Origin of the sequence: Nonomuraea sp. NPDC050394 (assembly GCF_044459065.1) — a bacterium.
In the GTDB taxonomy this organism is placed as follows: Bacteria; Actinomycetota; Actinomycetes; order Streptosporangiales; family Streptosporangiaceae; genus Nonomuraea.
In genome coordinates this window covers 1,571,971-1,584,091 of the sequence record NZ_JBITIO010000001.1, presented here as the reverse complement: position 1 = coordinate 1,584,091, position 12,121 = coordinate 1,571,971, and the positions used below count along the sequence as shown (strand labels likewise).

The window sequence follows — 12,121 nt, the reverse complement described above, 5'->3', positions numbered from 1 at the left end:
ATCTTCGTCGAGGTGAGGCCGGCGCTAGAGCCTGCGAAGTCCACTGAGTACCCTTTCGAGCAAGTTGAGGTCCGGCTTCCCCGCGTCCAGCGCAGGCTGGTGCACGCGGATCAGGCCTTCCGACGCCATGTCGGCGATCAGCACCCGGACCACCCCGAGAGGTTGCCGTAAAAGGGCGGAGATCTCCGCAACCGACCGAACATTTCGTGTCAGCTGGATGATCGCCTGATACTCCGGACTCAAGAGGGAAATATCTTGGTATTCCGACGTCACGGAGGAAACCAGCGCCTCCATGGCGAACTTCATCCGCGGAGCGGTCCGCCCCCCGGTCACGGCATAGGGCCGCACCAGAGAGCTCGGCTTCTGCGGACGGGGCGCCGACGGATGCGGCGGAGTGCTATCACCAGCCCAACCCTGACCTGACACCATGATCTCCTGTCACCGCCCGGCTAGCGGGGGCGGGCCGCCTGCAGCTCCGCCCGTACGGCGGGCGTCAGCACCTGACCGGCCCGCTCCACGAGGAGCGTCATCTGGTAGGCCACCAGGCCCATGTCGCAGTCGGGCGAGGCGAGCACCGCCAGACACGATCCATCACTGATCGACATGATCATCAAAAGGCCGCGTTGCATCTCGATCACCGTCTGGGTGACCATGCCGCCCTCGAAGACGCGGGCCGCGCCCTGGGTCAAGCTGATCACACCGGAGGCGACCGCGGCGAGCTGGTCGGCCCGGTCCTTGGGGAACCCCTCGGAGAAGGCCAGCGGCAGACCGTCCGACGACACGACAACGGTGTGCGCGACACCGGGCACGTTGTTGACGAAGTCGGTGATCAGCCAGCTGATGCCACGCGCTCCCTGGCTCAGTTCTCTCATTCCTTCTCCTTCAGATCCTCACGGCCCTGCCGTACACCCTGCTGGAAGCTGGAGAGCCTGCTGCGCAGGCGCTCGGGTGAGATCGGCGGTGCCGGTGACGTCAATGGGGGCTCGGCGGAGCCCGCCGTGCCCGGCACCAGGTTGGCCTTGGGCACGCGCCGCGGCAGGCCGGAGGCGGTGGTACCGCCCCTGGCGGGCTCGGCGGCGGCCTGCGCGGCCTGGAAACCGCTGTCGGCCGGGGAGGTCCAGGAAGCGCCGGCGCCGGACTGTCCCGGCCTGCGCTGCGGCAGACCGGACTTGCCGACGCCACCCGCCTGCCCGGCACCGGCCGAACCCGCGCCACCGGCACCGGGCCCACCGGCACCCGGAACACCCGCGCCGGGACCACCCGCGCCAGGACCCGCATGACCGGAACCCGCACCCGCGTAGCCGGGGCCGGCGTGACCGGCGTGACCGGAACCCGCGTGACCGGAACCCGCGTGACCGGGGCCGCCATAGCCGGAACCCGCATTGCCGGGACCCGCCTGACCGGGGCCGCCGTGACCTGGGCCGCCGTGGCCAGGGGCGCCCGCGCCCGCGTAGTCCGAACCGGGGGCTCCTGAACTCGCGTAGTCCTGGCCGGGAGCGCCGGAGTAGTCGGAGGGGCCGCCGGGGCCCGTGTAGCCGGGCCGGCCGCCTGAGTCTCCGTGGCCGCCCTGACCGGCGCCCGCGAAGCCGCCCTGGGAGTCCGCGTGGCCACCGTGGCCCTGGCCGTAGCCCGGACCCTGGCCATAACCGGAGACCGGCGGGGGGCCGTCGGCCGAGATGACCGGGTGGGGCATGGTCGGGGGCGAGTCGGCCTCGAAGGAGTCGTAGGCGGGGCTGTTGCCGACCGCGCCGAACGCGCCCGTGCCCGGACCGCTGAAGCCGTCGGAGGAGGAACCCTGAGCTCCGGCGTACCCGCCCTGTCCGACCGGTCCGAACGCGCCGGTCGAAGGACCGGGCAGCTCGGGATCGGCGGGCGGTTCCTGGGCCTTCAGCGGGTCGGGCTCGGGCCGGCGGAACCAGTCGGAGCCCACCGACGAGAAGATCGGCAGGAAGTCCTCGCCCTCGGACTCCATGGGCGAACTGTCGACCACGGGCAGCGGACCGGTGAGGTCCTGTGAGGCGTAGTCGGTGTTGTAGGGCGTGAACAGCCCGTTGCCCGAGCCGTTGCCGTTGGGGGTCGAGGAGGCGACCGACGGCCAGTTCGACTCTTCGCCGAAGGACGGCCACCGCTGGTCGACCTCAAGCGGCGGCGGCTCCTCCGCGAAGGAGGGCCAGCGCTGGTCGGGCGCGAGCGGCGGCGGCTGTTCGGCGAACGACGGCCAGCTCGCCTCTGGCGACTGCTCGGCGAAAGGCGACTCTCCGGCGAAGGGCTGCTCTCCCGCGAAAGGCGACTCTCCCGCGAAGGGCGGCTCGCCGGCGAAGGGTGACTGGCCGGCGAAGGGCTGGGCCGTAGGCGGCTGGTCGGCGAGAGGCTGCTCACCGAAGCGGGGCCGGTCGGCGAAGGGCGGCTGCTCACCGAAGGCGGCGGGTGCCTGGTCGCCGGGCGTGTCCGCGTGGGGCGGCTGACCGGGCTGGGACGCCTCCTCGCCGTACGGTGTCCATCCACCTGTGTCCGGCACCGGCATCGAACCCGGCCACTGGGTGTCGGCCAGCGACTCGTGGGCGCGTACCTCGGGAGTGTCGGGGTTGGCGTACGGCGGCGAGCCCAGCATGGCCGGGTCGAAGGTGGTGAAGCTGTCGTACTGCCCGCGCTGCTGCGGCACCATGCCGTTGGCGGCGGCGACGAGCATGTCGGGCAGCATGACCAGCGCGCTGAGCCCGCCGGTCTCCCGCATGCGCAGCTGGACCCGGATGCCGTGGCGCAGGGCCAGGCGGCCGACCACGAACAGGCCCATGCGCCGGGACACGGACACGTCCACGACGGGCGGGTTGGCCAGGCGCCAGTTGGCCTCGGCCAGTTCGTCGCCGCTCATGCCGATGCCCAGGTCGCTGATGGTGACGACGAAGCCGCCGTCGGCGGGCGCGCTGGTGACGCTGACCCGGCTCTCGCGCGGCGAGAAGGAGATCGCGTTCTCGATCAGCTCGGCGAGCAGGTGGACGGCGTCGGTGACGGCCGGGCCGACGATCTGGATGTCGGACGGGATCTGGATCTGGACCCGCTCGTAGTTCTCGACCTCGGACAGCGAGGCGCGGGCGATGTCGACCAGCGGGACGGGCTCGCTCCACTTGCGCGCGGCCTCCTGGCCGGCGAGGACCAGGAGGTTCTCGCTGTTGCGGCGCATGCGGGTGGCCAGGTGGTCGAGGCGGAAGAGGTTGGCGAGCCGGTTCTCGTCCTCCTCGCCCTGCTCCAGGCCTTCGATGAGCTGGAGCTGGCGCTCGACGAGCGTCTGGGAGCGGCGCGAGAGGTTGACGAACATGGAGTTGACGTTGGCGCGCAGCTTGGCCTCGTCACCGGCCAGCCGGATCGCCTCGCGGTGGACCTCGTCGAAGGCCCGTGCCACTTCCCCGATCTCGTCCCGGGTGTTGACGCCGACGGAGGGGACCTCCGGCGTGGCGGCGCCGTCGCCGGACTCGCGCAGCACGCGGACGGTCTCCGGCAGCCTGGTCGTGGCCACCTGGAGCGCCTCGGCGCGCAGCCGGCGCAGCGGGCGGACCAGCGAACCGGCCACACGGGTGGTGATCACCAGGACGAGAAGCAGCAGCACGAGGATGAGCGCGCCGGAGATGATGGCGTTGCGCTGCTCGGTGTCGCTCAGCTCGCGGGTCTTGGCCACGACGGCCGTGGCGAGCCCGTCCTCCACCTTGCGCATGGCGTTGACGGTCAGCGTGGTGCTGTCGTACCAGAACAGCAGCTCGCGGCGCGGGGTGGCGGTGATGTCGAGGTCGCGGATCTCCTTGTACTCACGCAGCTGGGCCAGGGCGCGCTGACGCATGGCGTCGGCGCGGTCGATGGCCGGGCCCTTGACGGTGTCGGTGTACAGGGCGGTGTACTTGGCCTGAGCCTCCTGCTCGAAGGTGGCCAGCTCGGCCTGCTGGGCGTTCCAGGAGCCGAGGAAGTCCGAAAGGTCGTCGTAGTCCAGCTTCTGCTCGACCAGCGCGACGGTCAGGATGCCCTGCTGGCGGGCGACCTCGTCCTTGGCGCGCTGGAGGGCGCCGAGGGCGGCCACGTCCTTGACCAGGCTGTCGTTGTCGCCCACCTGGCCGAGCTCGTCCTGGAGGTTCTCCAGGACGTCGATCATCGTCGAGTAGGTGCGGATCGCGGCTCGGGGCGGAACGCTCTCGCCCAGGATCGACTCGCGCAGTCCGTCGAGGCCGATGAGCCAGCGGCGCATGGTCTCGACCTCTTGCCGCACGCGCGGCGCGTGCGCGTCGTCGATGGCGGCCGTGCTGTCGAGCACCTTGGTCTTGGCGCCGTCCACGACGGCGCGCTGCGTGCGCAGTTGCGCCATCCGGCTGGGCCGCCGCCGGTCGGCGATGTACCAGGCGGTGAGCGTGCGCTCCTTGCCCATCTCGTGGGAGAGCGCGCCGATGCGCTGGACCAGCTCGGCCACCTGGGTGAGCCGCCGGTACTCGGCGCTGGTGCCGATCGCGTTGGCAAGCTGAATACCGGCGAGGAGCACACCGACGATGGTGGGGATGAGGATCAGGGCCACCAACCTGGAGCGCACACGCCAGTTAGCCAGCCGGAACCGTCCGCCTGTGTACTCCCCTGGCGTCGCGTGCCTGGGGTTTTCCGTCCTCACTGACTCTCGCTACCTCTCGCGCTACGTGCTCGAAAAATCTGACACGCGTGCGGCGCATGGGATTCCGCGGGCGTGGGTAATTGGAACACAACCCGTACCAGATCGGCCAACCGTGCATTTCCCATCAAACGCGACCAAACGTGTCATTTCGGTCGGTTTCGCCTTCGGCTTTCAGGCCGGCCGGAAGGAGTCCCGCTCGACCGGGGCAGCGTGTTTGATCATCAGGTGACGGGTCACCGAGTACTCCTGAACGGCCTCCTGGCTCATGTCCTTGCCGAATCCGCTGCCCTTGACGCCGCCGTGCGGGGCCTCGCTGGCGATGGGAAGATGGTCGTTTACCCAGGTCACACCCACATCCAGGCGGTGCGACACCCTCATGGCCCGCGCCACGTCCCGCGACCAGACCGATGAGGCCAGGCCGTAGCGGGTGTCGTTGGCCAGCCGTACCGCATCGTCCTCGTGATCGAAGGGAAGCACCACGAGGACCGGACCGAAAAGTTCACCTTGCACGATTTCGCTGTCCTGCGCCACGCCGGTGACAAGCGTCGGCGGGTAGTAGAACCCGGGGCCGTCGATCGGCGCCCCGCCGTGCACCACCTGAGCGCCCGCCCGCTCGACGAAGCCGTGCACGCGCTCGCGGTGGGCCGCCGAGACCAGCGGGCCGATGTCCGTGGCCGCGTCCCAGGGGTCGCCTACGGTGATCTTGGCCAGGGTCGCACGCAGAGCCTCGACCGTGTCGTCGAAGACCGTCCTGGCGACGTAGACGCGCGTGGCGGCGGTGCAGTCCTGGCCGGTGTTGTAGGTGGCGCCCATGGCCACGCCGCGCGCCGCCTCCTCCAGGTCGGCGTCCTCGAACACCAGAGCCGGGGCCTTGCCGCCGAGCTCCAGGTGCACCCGCTTGAGCGTGCGCGCCGCGCCGGTCATGACCGCGCGGCCGGTCTCGGTGGAGCCCGTCACGCTGACCATGTCCACGCCCGGGTCGGTCACCAGCGCCTCGCCCACGGCCCCGTCGCCGAGCACCACCTGCACGAGCCCCTCGGGCGCCCCGGCCCGCGCGAACAGCTCCGCCAGCCGCAGCGTGGAACGAGGGGTCTGCGGCGCGGGCTTGATGACGACCGCGTTTCCAGCCGCGACCGCAGGCCCCATCTTCCAGACGGCCATGATGAACGGAAAGTTCCACGGCGCGATCGACCCGACCACCCCGACGGGGCGGCGCAGCAGCACCGAGGTGTATCCGGTGCTGAGGACACCGGCTCCGGTGCCGTCCAGCGAGCGGGCGGCGCCGGCGAAGAAGCGCAGGTTGTCGACGGCGAACGGCAGCTCGCCGTCGCGGAAGACCGCGGCCGGCTTGCCCGTCTCCTCGACCTCCAGCCTGGTCAGCTCCTCGGCGTCGGCCTCCACGAGGTCGGCCAGGCGCAGCAGCAGCCGCGCCCGCTCGGCCGGAGTGGTCTGCGACCACTCCTCAAAAGCCCGCCGGGCCTTCCGTACGGCGACCGCCACCTCCCCCACCGGAGTGTCGGGAAGATCGGCGAAGGGCTGCCCGGTGGCCGGGTTGATCAGTTGGCGCATGGGGTTCTTTCCTTGGATGACCCGGTACGGCCCGGCGGTGCGAGCCGTACCGGCGGATTACTTCAGGCCGAGCTGCTCGATGAGGTCGGCGGCCTTGCGCAGGCCGTCGCGCTCGCGGATCTCCTCGCCGGTGGCGGCCAGCTCGGCGCGCAGCTCGGCGTCGCCGAGCAGGCGCTCCAGGGCGCCCTTCAGCTCCTCGTCGGTGAAGGTGTAGGTCGACAGCCGCACGCCGTAGCCGAGCTCGTCGACGCGCTGGGCGTTGTCGTACTGGTCCCAGAACAGCGGCAGCAGGATCATCGGCTTGCCGAAGTGCAGGGCCTCGACGGTGGTGTTGTTGCCGCCGTGGGTGATCACCAGGTCGCAGAGCGGGATGATCTTCGTCTGGGGCAGGAACTCCGCGCCGTACATGTTGTCGGCCAGCTTGATCTCCTCGTGCAGGGGGCCCTTGGAGACGATGAACTGGTGCGGGGTGGTGGCCAGCACGTCGATCACCCGCTGCATGAGCTCCACGTCGGAGGAGCCGAGCGAGCCCAGCGAGAAGTAGACCAGCGCGCCGTTCCCTCTCTCGAAGGGCAGCTCGAAGGGCTCCTCGGTCTCTCGCACGGAGGAGTCGAGCCGGTGCCACGACGGGCCCAGCGGGCGGGCGTTGGTGTAGTCGAGCACCTCGGGGTACACGTAGAGGTTCAGGTCGCCCTCGTGGATGAAGTCGAGGTCGGGCAGCGGGCTCGTACCCTGCTCGACGCACCAGGCGTTGAAGGCGGTCCAGATCTCGCGGTGGGTGCGCTCGTACTCCGCGCGGAAGGCGTCCCAGTCGGCGCGGTCGTCGGCGGGCAGGCCGGAGAAGACCGGCGCGATGTTCTCGCCGCGCACCTCCAGCGGGTTGCACGACACGATGCGCGCGAACTTCTTGCCCGCGGTCAGCAGCGCCGGGAAGGTGATCACGTTGTCCTCGACGATGACGTCGGGGTTCACGCGCTCGATGATGGCCTTGAGCTGCGGCTCGCAGTACTTGACACCGTCGATCAGGGAGTCCCAGATCGGCTTGGTGACGGTCGCGAGCTGCTCCAGAGTGGTCTTGCGGTACTCCGGCGCGGTCTCGCGGATGAAGTCCTTCCAGAACTGGCCGGGGTCCTGCTCCTCGGCATCCTCTGCCGGGGGAGCCAGGTCGACCAGGTCCTCCTCGAAGCCGAGCGCTTCGAGCTTGCCCTTCCACGACGCCTCGGCCGCGAAGACGACCCGGTGTCCGCGGCGGCGCAGGATGTCGCCGATGCCGATGCTGTTGTTCGTCGGCCCGTACGCGCTCTCGGGCATGAACAGGATGGTGAGAGCCATGTGGTCACTCCGGGGGGAAACATCAATCTGAACAGGAATTCAAATGCTGATCTAGCGTAAAGGTCAACTTCGCGGCACTATGGTGACGGATTTGCTGAACCATGGTGCATCGGGGGTGGGCGTGGCCCAGCGCAAGAGTCGCACGGATCGCCGGATCGATCTGATCGAGGCGGCGCGCCGAGCCATCATCCGGCATGGCGTCGACGGAGTGCAGCTCTCGCACGTGGCCGAGGAGGCCGGTCTGACCTCCGGTGCCGTGCTCTACCACTACCCCGACCTCAACGAGCTGCTCGTCGAGGCCCAGCACGCGGGCATGGAGCGCTTCTACGAGCAGCGGCTGCGGCAGATCGCCGCCGTCATGGACCCGGTGGAGAAGCTGGTCATGACGATCCGTTCCGGGCTGCCGACCGGGCCGCTCGACCCGGACGTGCGCCTGCTCAACGAGCTCGGCGGGGCCGCGGGCCGTAACCGGATGTACGGCGTGCTGCTCACCTCGCTCTACGACCGCCAGGTGTCGATGTACCAGTCGATCCTGGACACCGGGGCCGCGCTCGGCGTGTTCACGCTGAGCGCGGACGCGCTGACGATCTCGCGCAACCTGGTGGCCCTGGAGGACGCCTACGGCTACCGCATCACCGCCAGGCACCCCGTGATCGGCCCGGCGGAGGCGGTGGAGCTGATCCTCTCCTACGCGCGCGCGGCGACCGGCAACGACCTCGCTCATTGAACCGCCGGGAGCAGGACCGCGTCCCGCTCCCCCCACTGCAGCCCGACCTCGGCGCCGGGCTTCACCGCGCTGGCGCCCTGCACGGCCACGAGCACGGGCTTGGCCTGACCGGGCACCTCGACGGAGATGTGCGAGACGCCGCCGTAGAAGCTGACGTCCAGCACGCTGCCCGTCATCGGGCCGTCCTCGGTCAGTTCCAGCTTCTCCGGCCGTACGGCCAGCAGCGCCGCCGCCCCTTCCGGCAGTTGTTCGACGGCCGTGCCGCGCAGGGTGCCGAAGTTCTCGGTGCGCAGGGTGCCGTCGGCGCCGGCCGTACCGGCGAAGAGGTTGTTGGCGCCGACGAAGTCGGCGACGAAGCGGGAGCGGGGCCGCTCGTAGAGCTCGACGGGCCGGTCCACCTGGCGCACGCGGCCGGTGTCGAAGACCGCGATGCGGTCGGCCAGCGACATGGCCTCCTCCTGGTCGTGGGTGACGACCACGAAGGTGATGCCGACCTCGTGCTGCAGCCGCTTGAGCTCCAGTTGCATGTCCGCGCGGACCTTCTTGTCCAGCGCCGACAGGGGCTCGTCGAGCAGGAGCAGCCGGGGGCGCTTGACGATGGCCCTGGCCAGGGCGACGCGCTGGCGCTGGCCGCCGGACAGCTGCTGTGGCTTCCTGCTCGCCTGGGCGGACAGGCCGACGGTCTCCAGCACCTCGCCGACGCGCTTCCTGACCTCGCCGCGGGGCAGTTTCTCGCGCTCCAGGCCGTAGGCGACGTTCTTGGCGACGCTCATGTGCGGGAACAGCGCGTAGGACTGGAACATGAGGTTGATGGGCCGCTTGTTGGGCGCCATCGTGAGCAGGTCGGCGCCGTCGAGCGAGACCGAGCCGCCGTCGGGCGTCTCGAAGCCGGCCAGGATGCGCAGGAGCGTCGTCTTGCCGCAGCCCGAGGGGCCGAGCAGCGCGAAGAACTCGCCCTGGCCGATCTCCAGCGAGACCCCGTCGAGCGCGGTGACCTCGCCGAACCGGCGCGTGATGCCGTCAATCTTGAGCACGAGTCTCCCCGATCTTCGTCAGCCGCTGCCCCGCGATCACCGCGGTGAAGCTCACCAGCAGGAGGATCGAGGCCAGGGCGTTGATCTCCGGGGTCACCCCGAATCGGATCATTGAGTAGATGACGATCGGCAGCGTCGGGTCGGCGTTGCCGATCGTGAAGAAGGCGATGACGAACTCGTCGAGCGAGAGCGTGAACGCGAGCATCGCGCCGGCCACGATGCCCGGCGCCAGCTGCGGCAGCGTCACCTTCATGAACGTGGTCACCGGGCCCGCGCCCAGGTCACGGCTGGCCTCCTCCAGCGAGACGTCCGCGCCGCTGAGGCGGGTACGCACGACCGCGGCCACGAACGCCATCGAGAAGACCGCGTGGGCGAGGATCACCGAGTGCAGGCCGAGCGTCTGGTTGAGCGTCACGAACAGCAGCAGCAGGCCGATCGCGAGCACCAGGTCGGGCAGGATGGCGGGCATCAGCGCCACCGCGTCCAAGAGCTTGGAGCGGGTGTAGCGGGCCAGACCGACCGCGAGCAGGGTGCCCAGCACCGTGGCGATCAGAGTGGAGCTCACCGCGACGATCAGCGTGTTGACCAGTCCGGAGATGACGCGTTCGTCCCCGGCCAGCTCGCCGTACCACTTGAGGCTGAATCCCTCGAAGGTGTAGGCCGAGTCGCCGGAGTTGAACGACATGACGACCAGGACGGCGATCGGCAGGTAGAGGAAGACGATCGCGGCCCAGAACGGCACGGACAGCAGCTTCGATCTACGCACGGCGGGCCGCCCATGACTGGGCCATCAGCAACACCAGCAGCACGGCGATCAGCGCGAGCGTCAGCGTGGAGCCGAACGGTTCGTCGCGCGCCTGCAGGAACTCGGTCCTGATCAGGTTGCCGACCATGACGGACTTGCCACCGCCCAGCATGTCGGGGATCACGAAGTTGCCGAAGCTCGGCACGAACACGAACAGGCACCCGGTCAGCACGCCGGGGACCGTCAGCGGCAGCGTCACCTTGCGGAAGGTCGTGAAGGCCGAGGCGCCGAGGTTGGCCGAGGCCTCGCGCAGCTGAGGGTCGAGCTTCTCGATGGCGGCGTAAAGCGGCAGCACCATCAGCGGCAGGTAGGAATAGAGCAGGCCGACGATGACCGTGCCGTCGCGATACAGCAGCTCCATCTTGGTCCCGAGCACGGAGTTGACGATGCCGGGGCCGCTCAGCAGCATGATCCACGCGTAGATGCGGATGATGAAGTTCGTCCAGAACGGCAGCACGATCGCCACCAGCGCGATCGTCTTCCAGTTCCGGGGAAGCTGGGCGATGAAGTACGCCGTCGGATAGCCGATCAGCAGCGCCAGCAACGTGGTGATGGCGGCGATCTTCAGCGAGTTGACCAGCACGTTCAGGTAGAGCGGGTCGATCAGCCTGACGAAGTTCTCCGTGGTGAACTCGTAGACGATCCCGCCGAACCTGCCCCGGCGGAAGACCGTGGCGCTGAGCAACAACGCGAGCGGCACCACCAGCAGCACGGTCAGATAGACCAGGCCGGGCGAGAGGAAGGCGAACGCCGCGAACCGGCGCCCCCTCGCGGGGGACGCCGGCCGGGCCTTGGTCTGGCTCTTCACGTTGAGGGCTTACTGCGCCTTGACCTCGGACGACAGGCGGGTGTACTTGGTCGACGCCTCGCCCAGGTCGCGAATGGACTCACCGTTGAGCAGCTCAGCGGGCTTGATGCCGAGCAGCGAGCCGTCGGGCACCTTCACCTTGTCCATGGCGGCCTTGTTCGGGACCTTGTAGTTGATGTTTTCGGCGGCCCAGCCGTGGATCTCGGGGTCGAGAATGTAGTTGATCAAGGCGTGCGCGGCCTCCTTGTTCTTGGAGGACTTCATGATCACCATGGTGTCCACCCAGAGGTCGCTGCCCTCCTTCGGGACCACGAACTTGATGTTCTTCTTCTCGTCGGTGGTCGGGCACCAGCCGTCCCACGCCTCGACCATGATGGCCTCGCCGGTCTTGAGCTTCTCGCCGAAGGTCGTGTCGTCATAGGCGAGAAGCTGCGGCTTGGCGGCCAGGAGCAGTTCCTTGGCCTTGGCGATCTCGTCGTCCTTGTCGGTGTTGACCGAGTAGCCGAGCGCCTTGAGTGCGGGCAGGGCCAGCCAGCGCTCGGTGGTCATCATCGTGACCTTCTTCTGCGCCCAGGCCGGCGGCTTGAGGATGTCGTTCCAGCTGGTGGGCTCGGCCTTCACCAGGTCGGAGCGGTAGCAGATGCCCGTGGTGCCCCAGGTGTAGGGCACGGAGTACTTGTTGCCCTTGTCGTAGGACAGCTGGGTGGCCTCGGGGTAGAGGTTGCTCAGGTTCGGGATCAGCTCGGGGTGGATGGGCTCCAGCAGCCCCTGCTCCCACAGCGCCTGCGCGTACTGGCCGGACACGAACGCCACGTCGATGCCGCTGTCACCAGGGACGGCCAGCTTCTTCATGGCCGTCTCGTTGGTGTCGTGCAGGTTGATCTTGATCTGGGAGATCTTGAGCTTCTCCTTGACCTTGTCAGGGAGCTCCTTGGGCGTGTATCCGTCCCAGACCGTGACCTGGAGCGACTGCTTGGACAGGTCGGCGTTGGCGTTGAGCTGGGCCGCACTGGCGCTGGGCGCGGCCTGGGCGCCGGTGCTGGTCGACTCACCACCGCCGCACGCTGCAGCGGCGAGCGCGAGGCCGGCAACCGCGACGGCGGCCGGAAGACGACGGGTGAACCGGGTACGGAACACGGTCGCTACTCCTTCAGGAATTCGGGGAAGAGGTCGCGCAACCATCCAGGCACGCCAGACCAGGAGA

At 69.2% G+C, this 12,121-nt stretch carries 10 protein-coding genes; 1 reads left to right on the top strand and 9 read right to left on the bottom strand.

What is annotated here, in order from left to right; all coding sequences use genetic code 11:
- Positions 1–24: 24 nt before the first annotated feature.
- The 5 genes from ACIBKY_RS07685 to ACIBKY_RS07665 form a co-directional block, all read right to left on the bottom strand.
- Positions 25–429: a DUF742 domain-containing protein gene (locus ACIBKY_RS07685; RefSeq protein ID WP_214641576.1), complete on the bottom strand. Its 405-nt coding sequence runs from the start codon at positions 427–429 to the stop codon at positions 25–27.
- Between the two features lie 20 nt (positions 430–449).
- Positions 450–872: a roadblock/LC7 domain-containing protein gene (locus ACIBKY_RS07680; protein WP_157250067.1), complete on the bottom strand. Its 423-nt coding sequence runs from the start codon at positions 870–872 to the stop codon at positions 450–452.
- Positions 869–4,552, bottom strand: a complete 3,684-nt coding sequence (locus ACIBKY_RS07675; RefSeq protein ID WP_397095235.1) for a nitrate- and nitrite sensing domain-containing protein — start codon at positions 4,550–4,552, stop codon at positions 869–871. The genes ACIBKY_RS07680 and ACIBKY_RS07675 overlap by 4 nt, the downstream gene beginning before the upstream one ends.
- Before the next feature lie 261 nt (positions 4,553–4,813).
- Positions 4,814–6,229 (bottom strand): aminobutyraldehyde dehydrogenase, encoded by a 1,416-nt coding sequence (locus ACIBKY_RS07670; RefSeq protein WP_397095475.1) that lies wholly within the window; start codon positions 6,227–6,229, stop codon positions 4,814–4,816.
- Positions 6,230–6,268: 39 nt separating this feature from the next.
- Positions 6,269–7,543, bottom strand: a complete 1,275-nt coding sequence (locus ACIBKY_RS07665; protein ID WP_397095233.1) for a glycosyltransferase — start codon at positions 7,541–7,543, stop codon at positions 6,269–6,271.
- Between the two features lie 91 nt (positions 7,544–7,634).
- Here ACIBKY_RS07665 and ACIBKY_RS07660 point away from each other — a divergent pair, with 91 nt between their 5' ends.
- Positions 7,635–8,270 carry a TetR/AcrR family transcriptional regulator gene (locus ACIBKY_RS07660; RefSeq protein WP_397095231.1) on the top strand — a complete coding sequence of 212 codons (636 nt, stop codon included), beginning with the start codon at positions 7,635–7,637 and terminating at the stop codon, positions 8,268–8,270.
- Here the strand turns inward: ACIBKY_RS07660 and ACIBKY_RS07655 are convergent.
- Genes ACIBKY_RS07655 through ACIBKY_RS07640 form a run of 4 tightly spaced genes read right to left on the bottom strand, consistent with a single transcriptional unit; the run spans position 8,264 to position 12,054 of the window.
- Entirely contained in the window at positions 8,264–9,304 is a 1,041-nt protein-coding gene (locus tag ACIBKY_RS07655; RefSeq protein ID WP_397095229.1) for an ABC transporter ATP-binding protein, read from the bottom strand. The two genes, ACIBKY_RS07660 and ACIBKY_RS07655, sit on opposite strands and share 7 nt — an antisense overlap.
- The gene (locus tag ACIBKY_RS07650; protein WP_397095227.1) at positions 9,291–10,070 is read right to left on the bottom strand and encodes an ABC transporter permease; all 780 of its coding nucleotides are present in this window, start codon (positions 10,068–10,070) and stop codon (positions 9,291–9,293) included. The genes ACIBKY_RS07655 and ACIBKY_RS07650 overlap by 14 nt, the downstream gene beginning before the upstream one ends.
- A complete protein-coding gene (locus tag ACIBKY_RS07645; RefSeq protein WP_397095225.1) occupies positions 10,063–10,917 on the bottom strand; it encodes an ABC transporter permease in 855 nt (284 codons plus the stop codon). The genes ACIBKY_RS07650 and ACIBKY_RS07645 overlap by 8 nt, the downstream gene beginning before the upstream one ends.
- Before the next feature lie 9 nt (positions 10,918–10,926).
- Complete coding sequence (locus tag ACIBKY_RS07640; RefSeq protein ID WP_397095223.1) at positions 10,927–12,054, bottom strand: spermidine/putrescine ABC transporter substrate-binding protein; 1,128 nt, start codon at positions 12,052–12,054, stop codon at positions 10,927–10,929.
- Between the last annotated feature and the right edge of the window lie 67 nt (positions 12,055–12,121).